Origin of the sequence: Geoalkalibacter subterraneus (assembly GCF_000827125.1) — a bacterium.
GTDB classification, from domain to species: Bacteria; Desulfobacterota; Desulfuromonadia; order Desulfuromonadales; family Geoalkalibacteraceae; genus Geoalkalibacter_A; species Geoalkalibacter_A subterraneus.
In genome coordinates this window covers 2,549,073-2,574,193 of the sequence record NZ_CP010311.1, presented here as the reverse complement: position 1 = coordinate 2,574,193, position 25,121 = coordinate 2,549,073, and the positions used below count along the sequence as shown (strand labels likewise).

General features: G+C 58.5%; 23 protein-coding genes. 14 read left to right on the top strand and 9 right to left on the bottom strand.

Annotated features, from left to right (window positions below):
- Positions 1-11 precede the first annotated feature (11 nt).
- Together GSUB_RS11990 and GSUB_RS11985 are read left to right on the top strand one after the other, a co-directional pair.
- Positions 12-3,170, top strand: coding sequence for a hypothetical protein (locus GSUB_RS11990; RefSeq protein WP_040200981.1), 3,159 nt, complete (start codon positions 12-14; stop codon positions 3,168-3,170).
- Between the two features lie 22 nt (positions 3,171-3,192).
- The gene (locus GSUB_RS11985) at positions 3,193-3,777 is read left to right on the top strand and encodes a YdbL family probable chaperone protein (protein ID WP_040200980.1); all 585 of its coding nucleotides are present in this window, start codon (positions 3,193-3,195) and stop codon (positions 3,775-3,777) included.
- Positions 3,778-3,779: 2 nt separating this feature from the next.
- Here GSUB_RS11985 and GSUB_RS11980 read toward each other — a convergent pair whose 3' ends face one another.
- A complete protein-coding gene (locus tag GSUB_RS11980; protein ID WP_040200979.1) occupies positions 3,780-4,556 on the bottom strand; it encodes a response regulator in 777 nt (258 codons plus the stop codon).
- A 294-nt stretch (positions 4,557-4,850) separates the two neighbouring features.
- On the opposite strand from GSUB_RS11980, the gene GSUB_RS11975 reads away from it, so the two are divergent.
- The 10 genes from GSUB_RS11975 to GSUB_RS11930 all read left to right on the top strand — a co-directional run bounded on the left by GSUB_RS11975 (position 4,851) and on the right by GSUB_RS11930 (position 15,979).
- Positions 4,851-5,507, top strand: coding sequence for a type II secretion system protein (locus GSUB_RS11975; protein ID WP_052464899.1), 657 nt, complete (start codon positions 4,851-4,853; stop codon positions 5,505-5,507).
- Between the two features lie 148 nt (positions 5,508-5,655).
- A complete protein-coding gene (locus GSUB_RS11970; protein ID WP_040200978.1) occupies positions 5,656-5,874 on the top strand; it encodes a hypothetical protein in 219 nt (72 codons plus the stop codon).
- A gap of 147 nt (positions 5,875-6,021) precedes the next feature.
- Positions 6,022-6,477, top strand: a complete 456-nt coding sequence (locus GSUB_RS11965; RefSeq protein ID WP_052464898.1) for a hypothetical protein — start codon at positions 6,022-6,024, stop codon at positions 6,475-6,477.
- A 2-nt stretch (positions 6,478-6,479) separates the two neighbouring features.
- The gene (locus GSUB_RS11960) at positions 6,480-7,037 is read left to right on the top strand and encodes a hemerythrin domain-containing protein (RefSeq protein WP_040200977.1); all 558 of its coding nucleotides are present in this window, start codon (positions 6,480-6,482) and stop codon (positions 7,035-7,037) included.
- A 232-nt stretch (positions 7,038-7,269) separates the two neighbouring features.
- Entirely contained in the window at positions 7,270-8,625 is a 1,356-nt protein-coding gene (gene mgtE, locus GSUB_RS11955; RefSeq protein ID WP_040200976.1) for a magnesium transporter, read from the top strand.
- Positions 8,626-8,643: 18 nt separating this feature from the next.
- Positions 8,644-9,435, top strand: coding sequence for a DNA repair protein RecO (gene recO / locus GSUB_RS18115; protein WP_052464897.1), 792 nt, complete (start codon positions 8,644-8,646; stop codon positions 9,433-9,435).
- A gap of 128 nt (positions 9,436-9,563) precedes the next feature.
- A complete protein-coding gene (gene glyQ, locus GSUB_RS11945; RefSeq protein ID WP_040200975.1) occupies positions 9,564-10,436 on the top strand; it encodes a glycine--tRNA ligase subunit alpha in 873 nt (290 codons plus the stop codon).
- A 100-nt stretch (positions 10,437-10,536) separates the two neighbouring features.
- A complete protein-coding gene (gene glyS, locus GSUB_RS11940) occupies positions 10,537-12,603 on the top strand; it encodes a glycine--tRNA ligase subunit beta (RefSeq protein WP_040200974.1) in 2,067 nt (688 codons plus the stop codon).
- A 72-nt stretch (positions 12,604-12,675) separates the two neighbouring features.
- Positions 12,676-15,339, top strand: a complete 2,664-nt coding sequence (gene ppdK, locus GSUB_RS11935) for a pyruvate, phosphate dikinase (RefSeq protein ID WP_040200973.1) — start codon at positions 12,676-12,678, stop codon at positions 15,337-15,339.
- Between the two features lie 193 nt (positions 15,340-15,532).
- Positions 15,533-15,979 carry a hypothetical protein gene (locus GSUB_RS11930; protein ID WP_040200972.1) on the top strand — a complete coding sequence of 149 codons (447 nt, stop codon included), beginning with the start codon at positions 15,533-15,535 and terminating at the stop codon, positions 15,977-15,979.
- Positions 15,980-15,982: 3 nt separating this feature from the next.
- Here GSUB_RS11930 and GSUB_RS11925 read toward each other — a convergent pair whose 3' ends face one another.
- Both GSUB_RS11925 and GSUB_RS11920 read right to left on the bottom strand, forming a co-directional pair.
- Positions 15,983-16,858 (bottom strand): Rossmann-like and DUF2520 domain-containing protein, encoded by an 876-nt coding sequence (locus GSUB_RS11925; protein WP_040200971.1) that lies wholly within the window; start codon positions 16,856-16,858, stop codon positions 15,983-15,985.
- Positions 16,855-17,511: a fumarylacetoacetate hydrolase family protein gene (locus tag GSUB_RS11920; protein ID WP_040200970.1), complete on the bottom strand. Its 657-nt coding sequence runs from the start codon at positions 17,509-17,511 to the stop codon at positions 16,855-16,857. Before GSUB_RS11920 ends, GSUB_RS11925 begins: the two co-directional genes overlap by 4 nt.
- A gap of 254 nt (positions 17,512-17,765) precedes the next feature.
- Here GSUB_RS11920 and GSUB_RS11915 point away from each other — a divergent pair, with 254 nt between their 5' ends.
- On the top strand, positions 17,766-18,539 hold the full coding sequence (locus GSUB_RS11915) for a rhomboid family intramembrane serine protease (protein WP_052464896.1): 774 nt from the start codon (positions 17,766-17,768) through the stop codon (positions 18,537-18,539).
- Between the two features lie 3 nt (positions 18,540-18,542).
- Positions 18,543-19,433 (top strand): radical SAM protein, encoded by an 891-nt coding sequence (locus tag GSUB_RS11910; protein WP_040200969.1) that lies wholly within the window; start codon positions 18,543-18,545, stop codon positions 19,431-19,433.
- Position 19,434: 1 nt separating this feature from the next.
- On the opposite strand, the gene GSUB_RS18110 is transcribed toward GSUB_RS11910, so the two are convergent.
- The 6 genes from GSUB_RS18110 to thiF form a co-directional block, all read right to left on the bottom strand.
- Complete coding sequence (locus GSUB_RS18110; protein ID WP_052464895.1) at positions 19,435-21,189, bottom strand: bacteriohemerythrin; 1,755 nt, start codon at positions 21,187-21,189, stop codon at positions 19,435-19,437.
- Between the two features lie 183 nt (positions 21,190-21,372).
- Positions 21,373-22,005, bottom strand: coding sequence for a thiamine phosphate synthase (gene thiE, locus GSUB_RS11900; protein ID WP_040200968.1), 633 nt, complete (start codon positions 22,003-22,005; stop codon positions 21,373-21,375).
- A gap of 18 nt (positions 22,006-22,023) precedes the next feature.
- A complete protein-coding gene (gene thiH / locus GSUB_RS11895; protein WP_040200967.1) occupies positions 22,024-23,151 on the bottom strand; it encodes a 2-iminoacetate synthase ThiH in 1,128 nt (375 codons plus the stop codon).
- Between the two features lie 43 nt (positions 23,152-23,194).
- Positions 23,195-23,971, bottom strand: coding sequence for a thiazole synthase (locus GSUB_RS11890; protein ID WP_040200966.1), 777 nt, complete (start codon positions 23,969-23,971; stop codon positions 23,195-23,197).
- A 46-nt stretch (positions 23,972-24,017) separates the two neighbouring features.
- Entirely contained in the window at positions 24,018-24,218 is a 201-nt protein-coding gene (gene thiS / locus GSUB_RS11885) for a sulfur carrier protein ThiS (protein WP_040200965.1), read from the bottom strand.
- Positions 24,219-24,238: 20 nt separating this feature from the next.
- Positions 24,239-25,045: a sulfur carrier protein ThiS adenylyltransferase ThiF gene (gene thiF, locus GSUB_RS11880; RefSeq protein ID WP_040200964.1), complete on the bottom strand. Its 807-nt coding sequence runs from the start codon at positions 25,043-25,045 to the stop codon at positions 24,239-24,241.
- Positions 25,046-25,121 lie beyond the last annotated feature (76 nt).

Genomic DNA, 25,121 nt, shown 5'->3' with positions numbered 1-25,121 from the left:
GCGAAAGACCTATGAAGACGCTCCGTAATGCTTTGGTTCTATTCGCCATCCTCATTGCGGGCGTCTGTATCCTGTTGGGCGCGGCCTGGCTGTGGCGCGATCCGCTGTTGAACGAGGTGGCGCGTCCACGGATCGAGGCTTTTCTGGCCGAGCGCCTCGAGGGACAGGTGCGTATCGGGTCTTTGCACCTGGAAAAGTCCCGGGCTCGCATTAATGATCTGGTGGTGAGCCGCTCGCCCGATTTCCATTTTGAAGTTCCCGGAATCCAGCTGCGTTACTCCCCGAAACAACTGCTCGTAAACCGCACCCTGGCCGCCGTAGAAATCGAAAATCCTCGCCTGGCGGTCCAATCCAGAACGGATCAGGACTCCTCGGGTCTCGTCATCCCCGGGACAAAAGGCTTTCACGTCGAACAGCTTCAGATCGTGCAGGGCGACCTGCATTTCGACCTGGGAACCCTGAACCTGCGGATGCAGCAGGTGAACCTGAAGGCGCAGAGCCGGTCACGGGACGATCCTTTAGATTTTGACCTGAGTGCGCGTGTCGGCGAGCAACGCTCCGTTGCGCTGACCGCACGAGGCTCTCTTACGCCACCCCCCGAGGCCGTTCTGGCACTGGAGACCCTGAACTGGGATCAGCATGACCTGCTGAGCCGCCCGGTGCGCGTTCTTTTCGGAGAGCGATTTTCAGCCTCCGAGATCCATTTCGCCCTTGCCCGGTTCAACAAAGAGGATCTTCTCCATTGGACATCCGTTTTCGGCCATTCTCTGGCCCTCCCTCCTTCGCTGGACTTCGATCTGCAGGACCTCGTCGCCAGACTGGTGCCGGCAGAAGATGCCATTGAACTTCTCCTGACGGCTTCCCGGGGGCGAGTTGCCCACGAAGAGCGCACGCTCGATTTCAGCGGCGCAGAGATCCATCTGGGGGCCGGCGATTCGCGCTGGCGCGCGGATCTGTCGTTGACTCCGCTCGGGCAGCAGAAGGTACAGGGGCGGGTGCAGGGAACGGGCGAAGAGATAACCGGCGTGCTGTCGTCCCCGTATGTCGAGAGTTCCTGGCTGCAGCAACTTCTCATACAGCAGGAGGCCTTTCCTCTTCGTGGCGGGCTGAGGACGCTTGCTCATTTATCGGGCACCTATGACGCGCCTGTCATTGACGTGGAATTTCAGGGGCAAAAGTCGAAAGATCCACTGTCCGATTCCCCGGAAATGATGGTCAGCCTCGAAGAGTTGGCTGGGAAGTTCAGGCTTGAAGTCACACCCTCTCTCTCCATCGGTGGTCGTTTGTCTGTGGGCGGGCGGACGCTGCTCGATCTGCAGGGAACAATGATGCGCCTGGAGGCACGTCTGTCAAACCTGGACGATTCCACATTTGCGTCTCTTTTCAACCGGAATGCGCTGCCCACCGGTCTTTCGCTTCGCGGTGGCCAGGCCTCCCTGGTTTTTCATCCCGGCGATCCGATTCGGCTGGAAAAGATAAGAGCGGATGCCGATGCCCTGCGATGGCAGGACGTGGAAATTTCTTCACCGGCTCTGACCGGGAATGCCCGCGTAACGCCCGATGAAGTGCACTTTTGCTTGAATAGCCTCTCTGCGGATCTGGGCAGAGAAGATCTTCAGGCTAAGCTGCAGGCAAAGGGGGAGATCCATTATGACAGAGTTGGGGCGGCGGCGCGCCTGGCTGCCGAATCGGTGCGGCTGTCCGATTTTGAATATCTGGCCGCCAGCGGTCTTTCCGGATTCACCCGCGGGGCGGCCGGATTGACGGGCGAGCTGATCTGGCACCCTGATTCAGGCTTGCGCTGGAATTTTAACGGAGAGATTGGGGTCGGCGAGATTCTGCATAACAATTTCTTTGCCGACTTTTCCGGGCGGCAGGGTCGCTTCTCGCTGGCAGGCGAGCTCTCGCCCGATCTGAAGCGCCGTCACCTGGAAAGGATCGACTTCGAGCTTGCTGATCTGGCGTCGATCGAAGGCAGCGCCCTTTGGCAGGGGGACGAACTCGATCTCCGAGTCAGCCTGACCGCTTCCGATCTGCAGCGCAGTTGGCAGACTCTACGACAGAGCATTGATCTGCCGCCTGTTCTCGCCGATGACGATCTGGAAATTTCCGGCCGCTTCGGGGCCTATGCTTCGCTGCAGGGCGCGAAGGACAGCTTGAGGCTGCAGGGTGTGCTCCAACCGGAAAATGTGCGCCTGCGCTGGCCCCGTCATGCCTTCGAGGTCCGCGGGCTACAGGGACGAATCCCTGTCGACTGGCTTTTGCAGGGCCCAATGCCGGAATCGGCGGGTTCTGCAGCGCGTGCGGGTTTTGTTAAGACCTCCTACCTGGTTTTGGGTCCCGCCCGGTTTGCGCCACAACAGGGCATCGATCTGATGGTCGGGACCAACCATATTGAAGTGCGATCGCCGCTGGTATTTTTTCTTGCAGGTGGCATTCTTAGTCTGTCGGGGGTTGAGTTCGATTGGGGCCCCGACGGGTTTCAGGCTCTCGGCCGCCTGATGATTGCCGATATCGATCTGGATCTGCTCGCCTCACGTTACGACCTGCCGCGCATCAGCGGGCGACTGGCAGCCGATCTGCCCCGTCTGCACTACCGTAACGGCAGCCTGGAAACGCAAGGGCAGGCGGTTGCGAACGTGTTTGACGGACAAGTGCGGCTGGATGGAATCCGGGCGGAACACATCGGAACGCGCTTTCCCGTTTTCGGCGGAGAGCTGACCTTCGAGGGGATCGACCTCGGGCAGTTGACGCGAACCGCCGAGCTCGGGGAGATCACCGGTACCATGGACGGCAGGGTACAGGATCTGAGTTTGTTCGGGACCATGCCGACGCATTTTCGGGCCACCCTTGCGACCCGCCCCGAGGGGGAGCGTGTCATCAACGTCAAAGCGGTACGCAACCTGACGCTACTCAGCCAGGGAGGGCTCTACGGGACGCTTTCCAGCGGCATACACCGCTTTATCGATTCGTATAACTACCGTGCCATCGGGTTGTCCTGTACTTTGGAAAATGATGTTTTCACGCTGAGGGGAACGGCTGACCCGGCGCGTAACGTTCTTGTGGACGGGGGGCTGCTGCCGCCCAAAATCGACATCATCGCTCCGCAGAATCAGATTTCCTTTCGGGAGATGCTCAAGCGGCTCGGACGGATGGAGCGGGTGCAGTGATGATCAGGAGTGAGGAGGCGAAATGAGAAAATCCTTTTTTTGGGCGATGTTCGGGATGCTTGTGGCGGTATCCTGTGTCACGATCAATATCTATTTCCCGGCGGAGGATGTGCGGCAGGCGGCGGAGCGGATCGTGGACGAGGTGTACGGTACTCCAGGGGCACCCGGTGCGGAAAGGTCCCCTGCGCAGGACGCGCCAGTCGGACCCGGGAGCTTTCTGCAGCAGCTGTTCGGGGCGCGAAGCGCCTATGCGCAGCAGGATATCGATATCAGCACGCCGGAGATTCGCGCCATTCGTGCGGCCATGACCGAGCGTGGCGCCGAATTGGCGCCCTTCCTTGACTCCGGGCATATCGGAATCGGGCAGGATGGTTTGTTGGCAGTGCGGTCTCCCGATGGTCTGGAATTGAAGGAGCGGGCACGGGTCAACCGGCTGGTGGCTGATGAAAACGCCGACCGTTTGCGGCTCTATGCCGAGATTGCCCGCGCCAACGGTTTTGCCGATAAAGCTGACGAAGTCCAGCAGATTTTTGCCCAGAGCTGGCGTGAGAAGGCGCGCCCCGGCTGGTACCTGCAGCAGTCTGACGGCAGCTGGCAGCAAAGGTGATTTCAGTTTGCGGTGATCTTCTCTGCGTACAGGTTCTCTCCAGGATCCTGTGCCGCTTCGGCACGCTCGAAGGCCCGCTCGAGAGTTTGGCGGGAGGTTTCCGGGATCTGCAGGAAGTTGAAAGAAATCCGCAGCATCTTGGGGGAAAAGTCCGGGTAGCGCCGAATGACGGTCACCTGGACCACCGCGCAATAGAGATGGGGCGCGATATAACTGTCGCCATCCACGGTCAGGTTGATGCTGGCGGTGGCGGGCAGCGACCAGTTGAAATTGTCGCTGTAAGGCATCTCACCCAGCAGTCCGCCGAGGCTGGCATTGACGAGGGTTCCTTCAAAAGCGTGGCCGCGCTGTTCGAGAAGAAAATTGGCGTGGGAGAAGGCGTGGCGTTTGTCGCGGCGTAAAGAGACCGGGTTGCAGATGCGGTTGAGTGTCTCTGCCAGTGTTTCCGAAGGGCAGGGCCATGGCAGGTGTTCATTGATGCCGGTCTGCCTGAAGAGGTCGAGGGTTTCGCTGCGCACGTCCGTTGTCATGACCAGTGTCGGCACCCGCTGATCTTCCGGCAGTTCCGCCAGCTTCTCCAGCAGTTCACGATTCTGCGGCAACGCCTGATCCCAAAGGAAGAGGGCCGTGTGGCATTGCCGGTCCCGGATCATGCGCAGAGCTTCGTCCGCCTGTTCAGCCTCGAGAACCACCGTGTCGTTGAGGGTGGCACGGATCTGGGTGCGGACGATCTTGCGCAGGGTTGAAGAGTGGTTGATAACGAGAAATTGTCGGCTCATTCAGTTTCTCCGCCGGTTGGAAAATGGGGCTGCAGCCGCCTTGATACGATGCGAACTCTTGCCCTGGAGGGTGGTTTTACGCTAATTTCTATGAACATCCTGTTAAATGTCATCCAAAAATCATGCCTTTCGCTTGCGAAGCGAAGGGTTCAGTGCAAGTTGCTGATTTAAAAGGTAAAGTGTGAGAGTTCTTCAGCCCGTATATGTTGCTTCGCCGCCGGGGGAGCCGTTTTTTCACGAAATGGCCTTCATGATTCCGGACCCGGTGTGCGATTTGGCCGCAAGTGATCTGCGATGAAGTCTTGTCTCAGTTCTCCGTTGCACCCCCTGCGCAATCAGCGCGGCGCCATGTTGATTGTCGTGCTGGTTGCGGTGGTCGTAATGGGTCTGGGGGCGGCCCTGGCCGGTACCAGCTGGAAAACCATCACCCAGCGGGCGCGCGAACAGCAGTTGCTCTGGGTCGGCCAGCAGTATCAGCGCGCCATTGAAAGTTATTATAATGCCGATTTCCGCGGGGGATCCCAGCCTCGTGCGTTCCAACCCCCGGGGCGTGAAAAAACCTCCAGCGGTACCGGAATGCTGCCCAGCCGCCTCGAGGATCTTGTGCGTGACCCGCGTTCTGCCGGCGTGGTGCGTCATCTTCGCAGCATCTATCCCGACCCCATGACCGGCGAGCCCTTTGTGCTGATCAAGGATCAGGGCGGTCGTATCCGTGGGGTGCGCAGCTCCAGTGACGAAAAACCGTTTCAAACGGACAATTTTCCGGCAGGGCTGGAAGCTTTTTCCGGAGCTGAACGCTACTCCCAGTGGGACTTTATCTACGAAACTCCGCAGAACGCCGTTCAGCCGGGCGGAGTCAATTTCGACACCGGCTCCATCCCCGGTTCCGGATCCTCTCTCCCCGGGACCAACCCTCGCGGCGACGATACCCCGGGTCCGGCGCGCGAGTAGGTTCGGCGAGTGCCTTTATCTCTTCGACAGTCACTTTTTCCCCTTTCATCCCTGAAAAAAACATTTTTCCCCGGTTTTTGACCCAGGTCATGTTCCCCTTGCGGGTTCTGCGATATTCTGCGTCCAGATCAACAAAGAGGAGGCAGGCATGAACCTGAAAAACGATCTCGGCAACGAGCAGATTCAGACCGTACTCGAAAAACATCCCCGCATCGGGGAGATTCTGCAGAAATACGATATCGGCTGCGTGACCTGCGGCGTCGGCATCTGCCTGCTCAAGGACGTGGTCGGCATCCACGCCCTGGGCGAACAGGCGGAAGCGAAGATCGAAGAGGAAATCAACAGTTACCTGGAAGAGCAGGAATAGAAGGCAGCCACCAAGGCGCCAAGATCTAAACGGAGAGACGCAGAGCCTAAGAATCCACGGAGAGTAAAACCAAAAGATTTTTTCTCAAAATCTCTCCCTCTCAGCGACTCAGCGTTAAAGTTATTGATTTTAAAAGGAGATCGAACTATGAAAAACCTGGCCTGCGGCTGCCCCGGCAGCAACGTGAGAACCATCGAAAAGAACGAAACCAGCAACAGCACCACCGGCAAAGTGGCTTCCGAACTGCGCCAATGGCCGACCCAGTTGCACCTGGTGCCGCCCAGCGCTCCCTGGCTGCAGGACGCCCATCTGCTGATCGCCGCCGACTGTACGCCCTTCGCCTACGGCGACTTCCACCGCGATTTCATCAAGGGCAAAGTGCTGGTCAATGCCTGTCCCAAGCTGGACGACACCGGCCCGTACATGGAGAAGCTGACGGCGATTCTGAAAAACAACGACATCAAATCCCTGACCGTCACCATCATGGAAGTACCCTGCTGCCGCGGGCTTGCCATGATGGCCAAGCAGGCTCTGGAAGCTTCCGGCAAGGATATTCCCTTCGAGGTAGCGATCATCGGGGTCGATGGTGAAAGGAGAAGCTGAGCATGGAAAAGGTGGATGTCACCCAGGTGATGGTGGAGGAACACCGGCTTATTCTGCGCATGATCGCCCTGCTTGAGCGCAACGTCGAACAGATGGAGCAGGGGCGCTTTCGCGACTGGCAGTTTTTCCTCGATGCCGTTGATTTTATCCGCAACTATGCCGACCGTTTTCACCATGCCAAAGAGGAAGACGTGTTGTTCGAGGCCCTGGTGAAGAACGGCATGCCCAAGGAGAATTCACCGGTCGCCGCGATGCTGATGACCCATGACCAGGGGCGGACTCTGGTGCGTGCCATGGAAGAAGCGGCTTTGAAAGCGCAGGCGGGTGAAACGGGGCAGATTCCGGTGATTGCAGAAAATGCGCGCGGCTATGCCGAACTGCTGCGCGATCACATCGACAAGGAAGACAACATTCTCTATCCCCTGGCTGAACGGGTGCTGCCCGCCGAGGTCCGGCCCGAAATGGTACAGGCCTACCGGGATGCCGAAGCGCGGGACCCGGACATTGAAAGTCGCTACCGGCGCATGGTGGAAGAATACGAAAAACAGAGTGCGGCCTGACACCTGCACGAACAGATAAGAATGCCAGATGAAGAAACCCCGGTCCGCAATGCGGTGCCGGGGCTTTGTTTTTTAAGGCACAGCTGTTTTCAGCGAGCCCTCATTGACAGCCCGGCGACGCAGTCTATACAATGGCGTGTTTGCAATTTTCTGCTCGGCTTCAAAGGCATCCCACTTGCTTTTTCCGTCGTTGCTGGATTGATTTCTTTACTGAATGCCCAAGGAGACCCCTATGGAACAAAAGCATCAGCTTCTCCTTGATACGGCGCGTCGTCTTATTCGTCGAGGTGCCTATCCGCACCTCTCCAAGCTGCTTTCCAAAATACATCCTGCAGATATTGCGCACCTCTTTCGTTACCTCGATCTTAAAGAGCAGCGCATTCTCTTCAACCTGATCGAGGACCCGGAAATTTCGGCCTACGTGCTGTCCGAACTCGATCACAGCACGGGAGCGCAGCTGCTTGAGCAGATCGACCGTGAGACGATCACCGAAGTGCTTCAGGAAATGCCGTATGATGATGCGGTAGATATTATCCGCAACATGCCTGACGAGCTTGCGGAGGAAATCCTCAACATCATGCAGGATGAGGATTCCACCGAGATCGAACAGCTTCTCAGCTACGATGAAGACAGCGCCGGCGGCATCATGTCGACGGAGATTTTCTCGCTGCGCGAGGACATGAGCGTTCAGGAGGCCATCGAGGCGCTGCAGCGGGCAGAAGATGTGGAGATGGTTTTCTATCTCTATGTCACCGACGAATACAACCATCTGGTCGGCGTGCTCTCTCTGCGTCAGCTGCTGACCGTGCCGCCCCAAACACAGCTGAAGGATATCATGACGCGTGATGTCATCCGCGTCACCACCGACACCGACCAGGAAGAGGTGGCGCACCTGGTGGCGCGCTACAATATCCTGGCTATCCCCGTCGTAGACGAAAGCAACAAGCTGATGGGTATCGTGACCGTCGACGACGTCATCGACGTCATGCGCGAAGAGGCCACCGAGGATATCTTCAAGATGGCCGGCGCCAGTGAGGAGGAGCTGCTCTACGGCTTCAAATCCTTTAAAATCGCCCGTCTGCGCCTGCCCTGGCTGCTCGTCAATCTTTTTGGCGGAGTGATCACCGGCTACCTGATGTGGATGTTCAAGGCGACCCTGGAACAGATCGTTGCCCTGGTCTCCTTCGTGCCGGTCATCACGGGCATGGGGGGCAACGTCGGCGGTCAGTCCGCCACCATCGTCGTGCGCGGTTTTGCCACCGGCCGCATCGATATGGGGACTCTGCGACGGGTTTTTTTCAAGGAGCTGCGCGTTGGTTTTATCATGGGGACGGTCTGCGGCTCGACGATCGGGCTGGTGGCCTGGTTCTGGCACCATAACCCGTACCTGGGGCTGGTGGTGGGACTGGCCATGGTGACCGCTATGACGGTTGCGGCCAGTATGGGAGTGCTGGCGCCGACCTTTTTCAAGAAAATAGGCGTTGATCCCGCCATCGCCTCCAGCCCCTTTGTGCAGACGGCCAACGATATTACCGGCATTCTCATCTATTTCGGGACAGCCACCATGTTTCTGCAGCTTTTGTTGTAACCGCGGTATCTGGTCTGCATGAAAATTCTACGCTCCGAAGCCATTGTTCTGCGGCGTATCGATTACGGGGAGGCTGACCGTATTGTGACCCTGTATGCGCGCGATGCCGGCCTGATCAAAGGTTTTGCCGCACATGCCCGGGGCAGTCGTCGTCGTTTCGGAGCGGCCCTGGAGCCTTTCGCGCGTATCACGCTGCACTGGCAGCCTGCGCGTGGAGACGGATTGGCGCGGCTGCGCGAAGCCGAACTGCAGGACCTGCGCCCCGATCTGCGGGCCGAACTTGATACCCTGTCACTGGCCGCCTACGGATGCGAAGTACTTGAAGCTCTGTTTGCCGACGGTGAACCTCATGCCGACGTCTTCGACGTGCTGGAGGCGTATCTGGTGGCCTTGCCTGCCGGAACGGCGCAGGAGCGGGCCGCTTACAAGCTGCTCTTCGAGCTGCGCCTGCTGCGGGCGGCCGGTTACCTGCCGCACCTGCTCCACTGTGCCGAATGCGGCGAGACGGCCACGCCTTCACAGGTGGCCTTCTCTGCCGAGCGGGGCGGGCGGCTGTGCCCGTCCTGTGCCGGCAGCGATTTCCGCCTGCGCCTCTCCCCCCTGACCTTGGGAACCCTGGCGCGTTGCCTGAATGTGGCGGCCGATCGTTTCACCGGATTCCGGTTCGGTTCCCTGACCATGGCTGAGGGGGCCGCTGTCCTCGGCGACGCCCTGCGGGTTCATCTGCCTCATGCCTTGCGCAGCCAGGCATTTGTCGATCGCTTTCTGGAGAACGCAACCCCGCGTCAGTACGATAAAAACGGGCCCTGAGCCGGTTTTTTCCGCCTTGACAGAGGCCACAGAGTGGGCTAGGCTTTGCGTTCTGTTAATTTTGTACACAGTATACGCTTTTCGCGTCTTTGACGATGATTTAAAAACACTGTTTTTTCGGAGGGCACGTGACCTTTCAAGACCTGATTCTTTCCCTTCAGCAATATTGGGCCGAACAGGGCTGCATCATCCAGCAGCCCTATGATCTGGAAAAAGGTGCCGGGACTTTCAACCCCGCCACCTTTCTTCGGGTGCTGGGGCCCGAGCCGTGGAAGGTGGCCTATGTTGAACCTTCGCGCCGCCCCACTGACGGCCGCTACGGCGAAAATCCCAACCGCCTCCAGCACTACTATCAGTTTCAGGTTATCCTGAAGCCCTCGCCCATGAATATTCAGGAACTCTATCTCGACTCCCTCAAAAGTTTCGGTATCGACGCCGCTGAACACGACATCCGCTTTGTGGAGGACGACTGGGAGTCGCCCACCCTTGGAGCCTGGGGGCTGGGCTGGGAAGTCTGGCTCGACGGCATGGAGATCACCCAGTTTACCTATTTTCAGCAGGCGGGCGGGATCGACCTCAAACCGGTCAGTGGCGAAATCACCTACGGGTGCGAGCGTATTGCCATGTACCTGCAGGGCGTGGACAACGTCTACGACCTCGAATGGGTGGAAGGCGTCAAGTACGGCGATGTGCACCATCAGACCGAAGTCGAGTTCTCTCATTACAATTTCGAGGAGGCCGATACCAATATGCTGTTCGCCCTTTTCGGCATGTACGAGAAGGAATGCATTCGCCTGGCGGAAAAATCCCTGGTGTTTCCCGCCTACGATTTCGTGCTCAAGTGCTCCCATGCTTTCAATCTTCTCGATGCGCGCGGCGCTATTTCAGTGACTGAACGCGCCAACTACATCGGGCGCGTGCGCAATTTGTCCAAGCTTTGCGCTCAGGGTTACGTGGCGCAGCGCGAAAAGCTGGGTTTCCCGCTACTTAAAAAAGGCTGATCGCACCCCTGCCGCAGGTTCGACCATCAGGCCGGGGTGGGCGTAGTTGCCTTCAAAATTGATCTGACACTATAAAAGACTTGTTACTTCCGGAGATTGCATGTCTGCCGAACTTTTTTTGGAAATTGGAACCGAAGAAATACCCGCCGGCTTTCTGCCGGTTGCTCAAGCTGATCTTGAACGCCTGCTGCGCAAGGAGTTCGAGTCGGCGCGTATCGCCCACGGAGATGTGACGACCTACGCCACCCCGCGCCGCCTGGCGATCTCCGTCGCCGATGTGGCTCCGGAACAGCAGCGCCAGGAACTTGACCTGATGGGGCCTTCGGTCAAGGTCGCTTTTGACGCGGATGGAAACCCCTCCAAGGCCGCCATGGGATTCGCCCGCTCCAACGGGGTGGATGTGGCTGACCTCGGCCGGGTCGAGACGGAAAAAGGGGAGTACGTCCATATTTCCAAGGTGGTCGAAGGTCGGCCCACTTCTGAGATCCTTCCTGAAATGCTGCCCCGCGTCATCGGCGCGATCCCTTTCAAGAAATCGATGCGCTGGAAAGATCTCGATATTCGATTCGCACGTCCCATGCACTGGATTGTCGCTCTCTTTGACGGCGATGTGGTTCCCTTCACCTTTGGCAACCTGAGCAGCGGAGTGCTCTCCCGCGGGCACCGCTTCATGGCGCCGGACAGCTTTACCGTCCGCGACGCCCAGAGTTGGCTGAAGCAGTGTGAACAGCAGTTCGTGCTGCCACAGCCCCAAAAACGCAGAGAGATTATTGCTGATCAAATCGATCGTGCTGCCCGTGAGGCCGGGGGGACCGTCAACCCCGATCCGCAGCTGCTCGATGAAGTCGCCTTTCTGGTCGAATATCCAGTGGCTCTGTGCGGCAGTTTCGAGGAGAAATATCTCGAACTTCCCCGCGAACTGCTGATTACCACCATGCGGGAGCATCAGCGTTATTTTACCGTGGCCGGATCCGACGGGCAGTTGATGCCGCGCTTCATCACGGTGGCCAATACCAAACCGCGCGATCCTGCGGTGGTGATCAAGGGCAACGAGCGCGTATTGCGGGCGCGGCTGGCCGATGCCATGTTCTTCTGGCAGGAGGACCGCAAGGCCCCCCTTGAAAATCGTCTTGAGGCGCTCAAGAACGTCGTCTATCAGGCAAAGCTGGGGACCAGCTACGAGAAGGTGATGCGCTTCAAGCAGATCGCCCTCGACCTGGCCGAAAAATTCGAGCCGCAGTCCGCTCCCCTTGTGGAGCGTGCCGCGCTGTTGGCCAAGTGTGACCTCGAGACCGGCATGGTCTACGAATTCCCGGAGCTTCAGGGGGTTATGGGGCGTGAATATGCGCGTCTCGAAGGGGAGGACCCCCGCGTCTGCAAGGCGATCCATGAACATTATCTGCCGATTCAGGCCGGCGGCGAGCTGCCCTCGGACAGTATCGGCGCTTTTGTGTCGCTTGCGGATAAGATCGACACCATCTGCGGCTGCTTCGGCGTCGGCCTCATCCCCACCGGGACTGCCGACCCCTATGCGCTGCGCCGCAATGCCATCGGGATTCTCAACATCGTTCTCGACCGCGGCTTGCGGCTTTCGGTTGCGGAACTGGTCGATCGCAGCCTCGACCTGCTGGAGCCCAAGCTGCAGCGCCCTGTAGGAGATGTGCGCCAAGATGTGATCGAATTCATCCGGCTGCGCTTCTTCAACATGCTGACCGGACAGGGCTTTGCCCATGATGTGGTCGATGCGGTGCTGGCTGAAGCCTTCAACGACCCCGTCGATGCGCTGCAGCGCGTCAAAGCACTGGCTGAAATGAAGCAACGCCAGGATTTCGATGCCCTGGCAGTTGCATTCAAGCGGGTGGTGAATATCATTAAGGGCGGAGTCGACAGCGTGGTGCGCGCCGGGCTGTTCGAAGCCGCATGCGAAAAGGACCTGGCTGAGGCGGTATCAAGTGTCTCAAACCAAGTGCAGCGGCAGGTTGGAAATGGAGATTATGCAGGAGCCCTTCAATCCATTGCCGGGTTGCGTGCTCCTGTGGATGCTTTTTTTGAAGGGGTCATGGTCATGGCGGAAGATGAGGCGGTGCGAAACAACCGTCTTGCGCTTCTGACCTCCGTGGCCCGGCTGTTTCAGGGGATTGCTGACTTTTCTCGGATCTCAGACTGAATTTTATCCGGGGAGTCGGCGCGCGGACCATTTCGGTCTGAACCAACATCACTGACGAGGAGGAGTCGATTGATGGCACGGAAGTATGTTTATTTCTTCGGCGAGGGGAAAGCCGAAGGCCGCGGCGACATGAAAGAGCTGCTGGGCGGCAAAGGAGCCAACCTGGCGGAAATGACTTCCATCGGGTTGCCCGTACCGCCCGGATTCACCCTTTCCACCGAGGTCTGCACCGAGTTTTACAAGAACAACCGTCAGTATCCAGACGGACTCACCGAAGAGGTGGAAAAGAACCTTGCGCGGGTCGAGGAGCTGATGGGGAAAAAGTTCGGTGATCCTGAGAATCCGCTGCTCGTTTCGGTTCGCTCCGGCGCACGTGTCTCCATGCCCGGCATGATGGATACCGTCCTCAACCTCGGGCTCAATGATGAAACCGTCAAAGGGGTGATCAAGCAGAGCGGGGACGAGCGGTTTGCCTACGATTCCTATCGTCGTTTCATTCAGATGTATTCCAACGTGGTGCTGGGCATGAACGGCGAAATCCTTGAAGATCTTCTCGAAGAGATGAAAGAGGAGCGTGACGTCGAGCTCGACACCCAGCTCTCTTCTGCCGACATGAAGGCCCTGGTTCAGCAGTTCAAGGACAAGGTCAAGGAGACCCTGGGACGCGATTTCCCCACCGATCCCCGCGAGCAGCTGTGGGGAGCCATCGGTGCGGTGTTCGGCTCCTGGATGAACCCCCGCGCCATTACCTATCGCCGCTTGAACAATATCCCTGCTGAATGGGGCACTGCAGTCACCGTACAGTCCATGGTGTTTGGCAACATGGGAGACGACTGCGCCACCGGCGTGGCCTTTACCCGCAACCCGTCCACCGGCGAAAAAATCTTTTTCGGCGAATTCCTGGTCAACGCCCAGGGCGAGGACGTGGTGGCCGGTATCCGCACGCCTCAGCCGATCAACAAAGGGAAGGGCGATTCCGATCTGCCATCCATGGAAGAGGTTCTGCCCGAGTGTTACGCGCAGCTGATGAAAATTCAGCAGATCCTCGAAACTCATTACCGCGACATGCAGGATATCGAATTCACCATTGAAAAGCACAAGCTCTATATGCTGCAGACGCGAAGCGGCAAGCGCACCGCACGGGCGGCGGTGCAAATCGCCGTGGACATGGTCAAAGAGGGCCTGATCGGCGAAAAGGAAGCGGTTTTGCGGGTCGAGCCGCGTCAGCTCGACCAGTTGCTGCATCCCTCGCTTGATCCCAAGGCAAGCAAGGAAGTCATCGCCAAGGGACTGCCCGCATCGCCCGGTGCGGTCAACGGCGAGGTGGTTTTTACCGCCGACGAAGCCGAAGATGCCGCCCGCATCGGGCTCAAAGTGATTCTGGTGCGGATCGAAACCAGCCCCGAAGATATTCACGGCATGCACGCTGCTCAGGGGATCCTGACCGCCCGCGGGGGAATGACCTCCCACGCGGCTGTGGTGGCACGCGGTATGGGTAAATGCTGTGTGGCCGGCTGCGGTGATATCAAGGTTGACTATTCCAAGCAGCAGTTCGCCACCAAAAGCGGTGCCATAATTCGCAAGGGCGATGTGATCACCCTTGACGGTTCTACCGGTGAGGTCATGCAGGGTGCGGTTCCCACCGTGTCGCCTGAACTGACCGGCGACTTCGCCATGCTGATGGAGTGGGTGGACAAGTTCCGCAAGCTCAAGGTGCGCACCAACGCCGATACGCCCAACGATGCAGCTGTCGCACGCAAGTTCGGCGCCGAAGGAATCGGCCTGTGCCGTACCGAACACATGTTCTTCGATGCAGAGCGGATCATGGCGGTGCGTGAGATGATTCTCTCGGAAGACGTCGAAGGGCGCAAAAAAGCCTTGACCAAGATCCTGCCCATGCAGAAAAGTGATTTCAAGGGCCTGTTTCGCGAAATGAAGGGGCTGCCGGTCACCATCCGCCTGCTCGATCCGCCACTGCACGAGTTTCTGCCGCAGAAGGAAGCGGAAATCGAAGAGATCGCTAAAGTGATGGGTGTCGACGCATCCGTGCTGCGGCACAAGGTCGACTATTTGCACGAGTTCAACCCCATGCTGGGTCATCGCGGCTGCCGCCTCGGCATCACTTATCCGGAAATCTACGACATGCAGGTGCAGGCGATTATGGAAGCGGCCTGCGAACTGATTCAGGAAGAGGGCTATCGGATCGTGCCGGAGATCATGATTCCCCTGGTCGGCCATGTGAAGGAGTTGGAAATCATGCGCGCCAATGCCGTGCGCATAGCCGATGGTGTGATTGAACGCCTGGGCGCCAAAGTCGAATACCTGATCGGGACCATGATCGAATTGCCGCGCGCAGCCCTGACCGCTGACGAAGTGGCGAGCCAGGCTGATTTCTTTTCCTTCGGCACCAACGACCTCACTCAGACCACCTTCGGTCTTTCCCGTGACGACGCCGGCAAGTTCCTGCCGCAGTATGTCGAGCAGAACATCCTGCCCAATGATCCCTTTGTCACGCTCGATCAGCGTGGGGTTGGACAGTTGGTGGAAATGGGCTGTGAAAAAGGACGCAAGGCCCGCCCCGGAATCAAGCTCGGGATCTGCGGCGAGCATGGCGGTGATCCCGAGAGCGTCATCTTCTGCCATAAGATTGGGCTCGATTATGTCTCCTGCTCGCCTTTCCGGGTACCGATCGCCCGGCTGGCGGCTGCCCACGCCGCACTAATGGACGAGGCTTGATCCCTTATACCATCCACTTCTGTCATACCAGAAAAGGCCGCTCCCTGGGGGGCGGCCTTTTCTGGTATGGACTTCTGGGGTTCGTCCCTTGACGCCGTCAATCATGCAATGATACAAAAGGTTCCCTTCTTTCGATGGAACGGGAATTTTTAGCGAGTAACCCATTATTTTTGAAGAGGAATTTCAGAGTTTTATGAGTTCTGTACAAAACCCTACGGTTGGTGGGCATGTCGAATCCCAGTGCACCAAGTGCGGTCGTGTGACCAATCACACAATTGTTGCCATGGTGGAGGCCACGGTTGTCAAGGTACAATGCAATACCTGCGAAGGTACGCATAAATACCGGCCTGCCAAAGCTATGCGTACGACTAAAGCTAATGCGAGCGGCGGAGCACGACGGGTGACCGATAAAGCCGCCAGTTCGAAAAAAGCAACGGCTGATCAGGAAGAGTGGCAGCAGAATGTGCGCGACCGCGATCCTGCTGCGGCTGTCGGTTATACGATGGATGGCAGCTTCGAGGTTGAAGATCTCGTGCGTCACCCGGTTTTCGGTCTTGGCCAGGTGGTTGCGGTTTTCAAGCCGAATAAGATGGAAGTGCTGTTCGAGCAGGGGCGCAAGATGTTGCGCTGCCAGCTTTAAGAGCTACTCATCAAGCGCTTTCAGAATTTCGCGGGCTTGTTCGGCTGCCAACGCTCCCTTATGACGTGCCAGTTCAACCGTTTTTCGACCCAGCACACGATAAATTTCCCCGACATCTTCAGGCAACGCTTCCAGGGCGCGCAGGTGCTTTTCCACGGTGCGGACATCGCCACGGGCGATAGGACCGGTCAGAGCGTTTTCCGGACCGAGGGCGGCCAGGTTTTTTCCTGTATCCTTCATCAGCGAGGTCAGCATGCGGAAGGCGTCCTGCTGGCTGAAGCCGCAGGCCGCCATGATGTCGCGCGCCACGCTGACAAGAGTGACCATGTAGTTGGAGGCAACGCAGGCCGCTGCGTGATAGAGGGGTTTCTGTTCCCCTTTGATACGAAAGGCGATCCCGCCCATTGCCTGAATCAGTTCCTGCGCCAGCGGCAGAAGTTCTTCGTCACCCTCTATTGCAAAAGGGCTGCCCGGCAGGGCCCGGACACCGACCACCTCATCCGGGAATGATTTGAGGGGGTGAATGGCCAGGGCGTGAAGCCCGTCCGCCTGATCTCCCAGCAGAATGTCCGCGCGGTGGATGCCGCTGAAATGGATCAAAACTGTGCCGGGGGCCAACCCGACTTTGCGACGCAGGTGGGCCGCTACTGAACCGATTTGGTCGTCGCTGACCGCCAGCAGGATGATTTCCGCCTCGCGCACGCAGGACATATCCGTCGTGGCCGCCTGCCGAACCCCGGCAAAGCGGGCGGCAGAGACGGCCCGTCTGCGGTCGCGGCTGATAATGGCCCGGATATCGTGCCCCGCGTCATGCAGCAGGCTGGCGACACTCTGTCCCACTGCGCCTGTGCCGATAATGGCTAGTCGTTTCGGTTTCATCTGACCGATACCTCCAGCGATCCAAGTTGGTCAATCTCCGCGCGCAGTTGATCGCCGCTCCGAACCGGGCCGACGCCGGCCGGAGTTCCGGTCAGAATGATATCTCCCTCCTCAAGGGTGAAGATCGTCGATGCGTGCGCAATAATTTCGGCGGGATCCAGAATCATCTGATCCGTGTTGCCTTCCTGACGGATGGCCCCGTTGATGCTGAGGCGGATGCCGAGACGTTCAGGCGTGGTCACCTTATCACGGGGGGTGAAGTCGGAAAGAGGGCACGAGGTGTCGAATCCTTTGGCAATCTCCCAGGGTAATCCCTGTTTTTTGAGGCGGTTCTGTACATCGCGCAGGGCCATATCGAGCGCCACCGCGTAACCCGCGATCAGCTCATGTGCTTTGTCCTTCTCAATGTTGCGGCCATAACCTCCGATAAGAACGGCCATTTCCACTTCGTGGTGGCACTCGTTGGAATAGGACGGTATTACGATCTGCTCACCACTGCGAATGATGGCGGTGGCGGGCTTGAGAAATATGACAGGCTCCTTGGGAACGGGATTGCCGAGCTCGCGCGCATGCTCTGCGTAATTGCGACCGAGGCAGATGATTTTGCCGACGTTGTAGTTGCGGCTGCTGCCGCGCATGTGCACCATATGCATGAATCTTTTTTCTCCTTTATTTGCGCAGGGGTGTATATTTTGTGAGAATGTGCCGATTTGTTTTGGTCGGTTGATCGGATACGTCTTTCATTTTACCATTCCTTGTTCGCGAATGAAGAGGAAATGACAGGAAAGTTCATTTCCTGCCGTTCTTTCATGACAATGAGTGAGCCTGGCAGAGTGCCTGTTCAGCGTACTTTGCCGACATGGTATATTCAAACTTTCGCCATTACGCTTCCAGAAAGGATAAAAAGATGTTCCTGCCGGTTGGCGATCATCCTAACCCACGCACCACGCCGGTCATGACCTATCTTCTTATTGCGGCCAATGTCGTGGTATGGCTGGTGGTTGCCCTGCCGCTGAGCACGGCCCGCCCCGATCTGAACGATCCTGTTCTGATGCAGTACCTCAGGGATCTGGGTGTTCAGGGGTCCGTTCCCGCCCGAGTTATCTTCGAGCAGGTCAGTGCCTACGATCTGTTTATCTACCAGTATGGCTATCGCCCGGCCGACCCCTCTTTTCTGACTCTCTTTACGGCCATGTTTCTGCATGGCGGATGGCTCCATCTGATTGGGAATATGCTCTTTTTATGGATTTTCGGCGATAATGTCGAACATCGCATCGGCCATATTCCGTTCTTTTTTGCCTACATGGTGACAGGAATACTGGCCACGGTGTTTTTCGCCGTGTTTGTCCCCCATTCTCAGACCCCCATGGTGGGGGCGTCAGGGGCAATTTCGGGGGTGCTCGGCTTCTACTTCCTGTGGTTTCCCCGTAACATGGTCAAAGTTTTCGTTTTTCTGTTTCCGTTTATCATGAACACATTCATGGTGCCGGCGCGCCTGGTGCTGGGGTTTTACCTGGTGATCGACAACCTGCTGCCGTTTCTGCTCACCGGTGGTGGCGGAGGCGGTGGGGTCGCCCATGGCGCCCATATCGGAGGTTTTTTAGGCGGACTCGGCATCGCCTGGGGGATGGATCGGTTTCCGGGGCATGCTAAACAGTTACGAAAATCAGGGGAAGAGTAGGTTATGTTCTGGTATTTCGATTACGACGAACCGGTCTATCGGCCACCGTCAGAGGCACAATCGCTGATTCTGCAGGTTACGCTTGGATGTTCCCAGAATCGCTGCACATTCTGCGGCATGTACAAGACAAAGCACTTTACCGTGCGTCCGGCCGAGGAGGTGGTGGCCCAGGTTGCCGCGATTCCGGCGACACACCGCCCAATGATTCAGCGGGTCTTTCTTGCTGACGGCGATGCCCTGGTGTATCCACAGGAGGGTTTGGTGAAAATCCTCGACGCCCTTGATCAGATGCTGCCCAACCTGCGCCGGGTGGCAGCTTACGCTTCACCAAGCAGCCTGACCACGAAGACGGTCGATGATCTGGTGCTGTTGCGGGAAAAGAAGTTGAAGCTTCTTTATTTCGGGCTGGAAAGCGGCGACGACCGGACGTTGAGTGAGGTGAACAAGGGCTACGGCGCGGATGAAATGCTCGCTTTATGCCGCAAAGCGCATGAGACCGGGATGAAGCTTTCCGTCACCGCCATTCTCGGACTGGCAGGGCGGGAGCGTTCCGATGTGCATGCGGCCGCCACCGCCCGTTGGATCAATGCCCTGTCGCCCACCTATTTTTCTCTGTTGACCTTGTTCCATCGACACAATGACGATTTCTTCCGCTCGCTGGAACCGCTCACGCGCGGCGGCATCCTGGCAGAAGCGTTGAATCTTGTTACGCAGCTTAATCCACGGCGGACCATTCTTCGCTCCAATCACGTCTCCAACATCCTGAACCTGGCAGGCAGCTACCCGCGGGATCGTGAAAAGATCATCTCCCAGGCGCAGGAGGCCCTGAATTTGGCGGCCCAGCGTCCCGAGTGGTACGACGAGGTCCCGGATTATCGGGAGGATCGTTTCTGATTCAGTAGACGCCCCTTTCGTTCAGGAACGGGGCGTATTTTTTGTCAGTTCCCTGGATATGGTTGATCAGCCAGCCCTTGAGGAAATTGAACACCTCGGAGGAGAAAACCTTTTCGCCTTTCTCGAGTTTCGCCTTGAGCTCAAGCACCCGGGCGACGAGTTTTTCGTGCTCTGCCTTGTGGCTTTCATAATCGGGATAGGTCTTGTCCTTCATGAACCGTTCTTCCGTGGCGAAATGCTTGCCGGTGTATTCGATCAGGTCCACGAACAGCGGGCCCATGACCTGGTCGCCCTTGCCGGTTTTCATGGCGTGGTAGAGCTTGTTGATCATCTCCACCAGCCTCTTGTGCTGCATATCGATCACCCCGATGTTAACGCTCAAATCGTCGCTCCAGTCTATGAGCGAGTGCGTGGTCTCCTCTTTTCCCGTGGATGGTTTTGTCGCCGCGGCAGGCCGGTGCGAGGGCGCTGCGATCTGTGTTGATCTGGAGCGAGGGGAACCTGGAGATGCCGAGAACTCCCTGCGCCCAGCGTTGCTTTGTTTCGCTGTGCAGTGAAACTGTTCCAGGCGCTGGTTGAGTTCTGCTGCCATGCCGGAGAGCTGCTCCGCAGCCGCTGCACTTTCTTCGGCACTGGCGGTGTTCTGCTGAGTGGCCTGATCGATCTGCCCGAGGCCGATATTGATCTGTTCGAGACCTTGCGCCTGTTCACTGGACGCTGCCGAAATTTCCGCCGCCAGATCCGCAACCCGGGTGATGCCGGTGGTGATCTCGGTGAGTGATTCTGCGGTCTGGTCGGCGATTTTGCAGCCATATTCGGCGCGCGCAACGGCATCCTCGATCAGGGCCGAGGTCTCCTGGGCGGCTTTGGCGCTGCGCGCCGCGAGATTGCGTACCTCTTCGGCAACCACGGCAAAGCCCTTGCCGTGCTGACCGGCCCGTGCCGCCTCCACTGCGGCGTTAAGCGCCAGAAGGTTGGTCTGAAAAGCGATTTCATCGATGGCTTTGATGATCTTCGAGATGCTGTTCCCTGACTCATTGATGGCGGCCATGGCGTTGACCATTTCGCTCATCTGCTGGTTGCCGCGGTCGGCGCTGTCGCGTGCCTGCCCGGCCAGTGTGCTGGCCTGTCCCGCGTTGTCGGCGTTGAGCTGGGTCTGCGAGGTGATCTGGTTCATGGAGGCCGATATTTCCTGCAGGGAAGCGGCCTGTTCCGTGGCCCCCTGCGACAGGGTCTGGCTGGAATCGGCGACCTGTGATGCGGCCGAGCCGATCTGATTGCCCACCAGCCCGATCTGGCCGAGGAGCTCCCTCATCTCATCACTGAGGGCTCGCAGAGCATGGCGCAGAATATCCTCACTGTCGAGGGGGCGGATACTTTCATCGAAGTGTCCGCGGGACATCTTCTGCAAGCTCGCGACGATTTCCTTTTCCAGGCTTTGGCCAAGCGCATCGAGCGAGGTGCTCAGCCGCCCGATTTCATCGTTGCGCTTGAGTTCCAGCGGTAGTGTTCTTCTGCCTCTGCGCAGATTTTCAACCTGCGCGTGCAGCGCCTTCAACGGTGCGCTGAAACCGCGGGCAAAAGACAAAGCGGCCGCAATCGCTACGAGAGCGCCCGCCCCCGATATTGTCATCACCAGCAATACGCTGCCCCGGGAACCCTCAGTACCAAGGCCGCTCCAGCCGATGGTGCCGGTCAGGATAAAAAGCAGCGCCAGGACAACAAAGCTTCCCGTTAATTTCATCGAAACATTCATTCTCAACTCCCGCCTGATTAACCCCGTTGGTCGCTCATATTCCTGTGGGTGACAAACTCTGCTCAGTATAATTTCTCTAGTTTAAATCTGTCAATGATAATTCGTTAACTTTTGACAAGGGAGGGCTTTGCTTACTTCTCTACAGGCGTGGGGCGGGAAAACGGCCGAGTTATGCTGGGGTGTTTATGCTGGAGTATTGATCGCTTTGAGCAGGCTGTCGGCGGCCATTGCCGGATCTGAGGCGGCTAGAACGGCGCGGATCAGGGCAACGCCCTGAACACCGGCGGAAAGAACCTGGGGGAGGTTGCGGTATTCAATGCCGCCCAGACCGAAAACGGGCAGGGGGGCAGAAGCGCAGGCGCAACGCAGTGCCTTAATCCCTTGCGGCGGCCCGAAGCGGGTTTTGGAAGGGGTGGTGAAGACAGGACCGAAGGTGACGAAATCCGCGCCGCTTTCATGGGCTGAGCGGATTTGATGATGAGCGTGGGTGGACACCCCGATCAGGTATCCAGGGCCGAGAACCTTGCGCGCCACGGTTGGCGGCAGGGAGTGTTCGCCCAGGTGCACCCCGTCGGCTTGGACCGCCAGCGCGAGGTCGAGACGGTCGTTGATCAGAAGACGCGCTCCGTACCGGGCGGTCAGTTCCCGCAGGGCACAGGCCAGGGGATAGAGTTGTGCGGCGCTGAGATCTTTTTCACGCAGCTGTACCGCCCGCACTCCCCCGGCAAGGGCGCCCGCTACCGCATCAATCAGGGTGCGGCCCGTGGGCAGACAGGTGCGGTCGGTGATCAGGTAAAGAGAAAAATCCACCGCCATGGCATTCATGACCCGTGTCTACTGCTCAGCAGTACGGTCGAGAAACGCGCCGTCCCAGTCTTTCCACACCGCTTCATAACCTTTGGCGCGGATCAGGCGGCAGACTTCGGCCGGAGAACGGTCATCATCGATGGCGAACTGCTGGGTGCTGTGGTTGGGGTCTGAATATCCTCCCGGTGCTGTGCAGGATCCGGCACTCATCTGGGTGATGCCCAGTGGCAGCAGATTGTCGCGCAGGGCGGCACTCTCGCGGGTCGACAGAACCAGGCCGGCATCCGGGAGCAGCAGGCGCAGGGCGCACAAAAGTTGAACAAACTGGCGGTCGGAAACCGGGTGGAGCGGGGAAAAACCGCCGTCAGCCGGCCGAATGCGCGGGAAAGAGACCGAGACCTGGGTGCGCCAGTAATGACGGGAAAGAAAAAGGGCATGCAGCCCGGTCAGAAAACCCTCACTGCGGAAGCGACCCAGCCCGAGCAGCGAACCGATGCCGATGCGGCGCAGTCCCGCCCGCCCGCCGCGCTCGGGCGTCTCCAGGCGAAAATCGAAATCGCTTTTCTTGCCGGAAGGGTGCATGCGCCCATAAAGATCCCGGTCGTAGGTCTCCTGGTAGATGGTCAACCCATCGACTCCCGATTCCACCATCTGGCGGTAGCCCTCGGTTTCCATGGGATAGACTTCGATGCTGATGGAGCTGAACAGCGGGCGCAGGCGCCGTGCCACTGCGGCCAGGTAATCGTTGTCCACCGCTTTGGGTGACTCGCCGGTCACCAGCAGGATGTGGCGAAAGCCCTGCGCGTGGAGGTAGCGCGCTTCTTTTTCCACATCCTCGAGGCTCAGAGTGTGACGCGGCACGCGGTTGCGGGCGCTGAAACCGCAGTACAGGCAGCCGTTGACGCACTCGTTGGAGATGTAGAGCGGTGCATAAAGCAGGATATTATGCCCGAAGCGCTGCACCGTGATGGCATGGGCCTTCTGCGCCATGGGTTCAACGAACTGTTCAGCGGCGGGCGACAGCAGCGCCATCAATTCATCCGGTCCCGGCCGCTCAACCGCCAGGGCGCGCTGTACGTCCTGCGCTGTTTGAGTGCTGATCATTTCTTCGAGGCGGTCGATATCGTATTGGTTCAGGATGTCGTGGAAAGTCATGTGGTGTCCCTCAGGCCCGTTTCAGCCTGCATCTACTCAGGTTTCAATCGTGGAGAAAGCCGGTCAGGGGGCTCGAGGCCTGCGCCTTCTGGCTCTGCTCGCCCAGTCCTGCAAGGAAGGCCTCTCGCCCGGCCTGAACGCCCTTTTTGAAGGCGGCGCCCATGGCGCCGGGGTTGGGGGAGACGGCCAGGGCAGTATTGACCAGCACCGCGTCGGCGCCCATCTCCATGGCTTCGGCGGCATGGGAAGGAGCTCCGAGGCCGGCGTCAACCACCACCGGAACGATAGCCTGCTCGATAATGATGCGGATCTGGTCACGGGTGCGAAGCCCCCGGTTGGTCCCGATGGGGGCGCCGAGCGGCATGACGGTCGCAGTGCCGGCTTCCTGCAGATGCTTGGCCAGCACCGGGTCGGCGTTGATATAGGGCAGCACGGTGAACCCTTCTTTTACCAGAATCCGGGCGGCTTTCAGGGTTTCAATGGGATCGGGCAGCAGGTAATAGGGATCGGGGGTGACCTCCAGCTTGACCCAGGGTTCGCACCCGGCCGCGCGTGCCAACCTTGCCAGCCGCATCGCTTCTTCCGCGTCGCGTGCGCCGCTGGTGTTGGGCAGCAGCAGGTAGCGGTCGCGGTCGATATGAGAGAGCATACTGTCCTCGGGGTTCTCGATATCCACCCGCCGCAACGCGACGGTGACGATTTCACAGCCCGAACCTTCCATGGCTTCAATCATCGCTTTGTTGGAGGAAAATTTTCCGGTTCCAACCAGCAGGCGTGAGGTGAATGTGCGCCCGCCGATCACCAGTGAATCGTTCGTCATGGTATGGGTAACCTTTCTTTGAGGAATTGATATAACTCTGTCCGGCTCAGCCGCCGCCGACAAATTGAACGATTTCAAGCCGGTCTCCATCTTCAATGATGGTCGTGTCAAAGTTCTCACGTTCGGCGATGGTCTGATTGCGTTCAATCGCAAGGCTGCGCGGGTCCAGCTTCATCTCGCTGAGCAGCTGTGTCAGGGTCAGTCCGTCTGCGACTTCGCGCTCGCGGCCATTGACGGTAATCTTCATGAGGTTCGTGCTCCTTTTGGTCAGCAGGGTTCCTCGCCCAGCAGCAGTCGCACTACGGCATTAGCCTGGTGATGAGCCGCAATTCCAACTCGCGGCGCCATCAGCCCCTCACCGGGGCGGGCGGCGTTCTCCCCGTCGCCGACGAGGACCAGGTTGCGTCCGGCGCGCCGGGTGACGACCGTGTTGGAAGGGTGGCAGCCTGCAAGTCCGGATGCGGCGACAACGGGGCGCTCGGGGAAATGATGCCGAAAAGCCTCCACCAGCATCGCTTTCTGCTGAGCGAGGTCAAACGCTTCGACCAGGATGTCCGCCTGTGAGAAAGCTTCGGCGATATTGCCTGGCTTCAGGCGCAGGTGAACGGGAGTGATTGTGACGCACGGGTTGACGCGGGCAAGTGTTTCGGCCAGGGCTTGGACTTTCGGCTGGCCGATCTGATCGACAAAGTATTGCTGGCGGTTGAGGTTCGAGGGTTCGACCACGTCGAAGTCGACCAGAATCAGGTGTCCCACCCCGATACGGGCCAGGGCCATGGCCGCATGCGAGCCGAGTCCGCCGACACCGGCGATGCCGACGCAGGCCGTGCGCAGCTTTTCATGCACGCCCGGTGTGTGACGGGCACGCATCAAGGCGTCGAGTTCATCCGCGGCGGGAATTTCGCCGCGCCGGATCAGGATGACCTGGTCGCCTGAAGCCAGCGGCAGGTCGTCCGCGGCCGGGAATCCGTTGACGATCAGAACATCGGCCAGCGGCTTGAAGCGGTCGCGGATCTGGTAAAGAGACGATCCCTCCGCAACGGTTTGTTTTTTTTCGTTGATCAGAATATCCATGCGATGATGGCCTGTCTTTCAACGGCGTGCATGATGGAGGGAGGGGATAAACGGAAAAAGACCGCGAATGCGGCCT

What these genes read in the sequence shown, in the direction of transcription:
- GSUB_RS11990 (WP_040200981.1), top strand. Translation starts at nt 12, where the DNA reads ATGAAGACGCTCCGTAATGCTTTGGTTCTATTCGCCATCCTCATTGCG.
- GSUB_RS11985 (WP_040200980.1), top strand. Translation starts at nt 3,193, where the DNA reads ATGAGAAAATCCTTTTTTTGGGCGATGTTCGGGATGCTTGTGGCGGTA.
- GSUB_RS11980 (WP_040200979.1), bottom strand. Translation starts at nt 4,556, where the DNA reads ATGAGCCGACAATTTCTCGTTATCAACCACTCTTCAACCCTGCGCAAG.
- GSUB_RS11975 (WP_052464899.1), top strand. Translation starts at nt 4,851, where the DNA reads ATGAAGTCTTGTCTCAGTTCTCCGTTGCACCCCCTGCGCAATCAGCGC.
- GSUB_RS11970 (WP_040200978.1), top strand. Translation starts at nt 5,656, where the DNA reads ATGAACCTGAAAAACGATCTCGGCAACGAGCAGATTCAGACCGTACTC.
- GSUB_RS11965 (WP_052464898.1), top strand. Translation starts at nt 6,022, where the DNA reads ATGAAAAACCTGGCCTGCGGCTGCCCCGGCAGCAACGTGAGAACCATC.
- GSUB_RS11960 (WP_040200977.1), top strand. Translation starts at nt 6,480, where the DNA reads ATGGAAAAGGTGGATGTCACCCAGGTGATGGTGGAGGAACACCGGCTT.
- mgtE (WP_040200976.1), top strand. Translation starts at nt 7,270, where the DNA reads ATGGAACAAAAGCATCAGCTTCTCCTTGATACGGCGCGTCGTCTTATT.
- recO (WP_052464897.1), top strand. Translation starts at nt 8,644, where the DNA reads ATGAAAATTCTACGCTCCGAAGCCATTGTTCTGCGGCGTATCGATTAC.
- glyS (WP_040200974.1), top strand. Translation starts at nt 10,537, where the DNA reads ATGTCTGCCGAACTTTTTTTGGAAATTGGAACCGAAGAAATACCCGCC.
- ppdK (WP_040200973.1), top strand. Translation starts at nt 12,676, where the DNA reads ATGGCACGGAAGTATGTTTATTTCTTCGGCGAGGGGAAAGCCGAAGGC.
- GSUB_RS11930 (WP_040200972.1), top strand. Translation starts at nt 15,533, where the DNA reads ATGAGTTCTGTACAAAACCCTACGGTTGGTGGGCATGTCGAATCCCAG.
- GSUB_RS11925 (WP_040200971.1), bottom strand. Translation starts at nt 16,858, where the DNA reads ATGAAACCGAAACGACTAGCCATTATCGGCACAGGCGCAGTGGGACAG.
- GSUB_RS11920 (WP_040200970.1), bottom strand. Translation starts at nt 17,511, where the DNA reads ATGCATATGGTGCACATGCGCGGCAGCAGCCGCAACTACAACGTCGGC.
- GSUB_RS11915 (WP_052464896.1), top strand. Translation starts at nt 17,766, where the DNA reads ATGTTCCTGCCGGTTGGCGATCATCCTAACCCACGCACCACGCCGGTC.
- GSUB_RS11910 (WP_040200969.1), top strand. Translation starts at nt 18,543, where the DNA reads ATGTTCTGGTATTTCGATTACGACGAACCGGTCTATCGGCCACCGTCA.
- GSUB_RS18110 (WP_052464895.1), bottom strand. Translation starts at nt 21,189, where the DNA reads ATGAATGTTTCGATGAAATTAACGGGAAGCTTTGTTGTCCTGGCGCTG.
- thiE (WP_040200968.1), bottom strand. Translation starts at nt 22,005, where the DNA reads ATGGCGGTGGATTTTTCTCTTTACCTGATCACCGACCGCACCTGTCTG.
- thiH (WP_040200967.1), bottom strand. Translation starts at nt 23,151, where the DNA reads ATGACTTTCCACGACATCCTGAACCAATACGATATCGACCGCCTCGAA.
- GSUB_RS11890 (WP_040200966.1), bottom strand. Translation starts at nt 23,971, where the DNA reads ATGACGAACGATTCACTGGTGATCGGCGGGCGCACATTCACCTCACGC.
- thiS (WP_040200965.1), bottom strand. Translation starts at nt 24,218, where the DNA reads ATGAAGATTACCGTCAATGGCCGCGAGCGCGAAGTCGCAGACGGACTG.
- thiF (WP_040200964.1), bottom strand. Translation starts at nt 25,045, where the DNA reads ATGGATATTCTGATCAACGAAAAAAAACAAACCGTTGCGGAGGGATCG.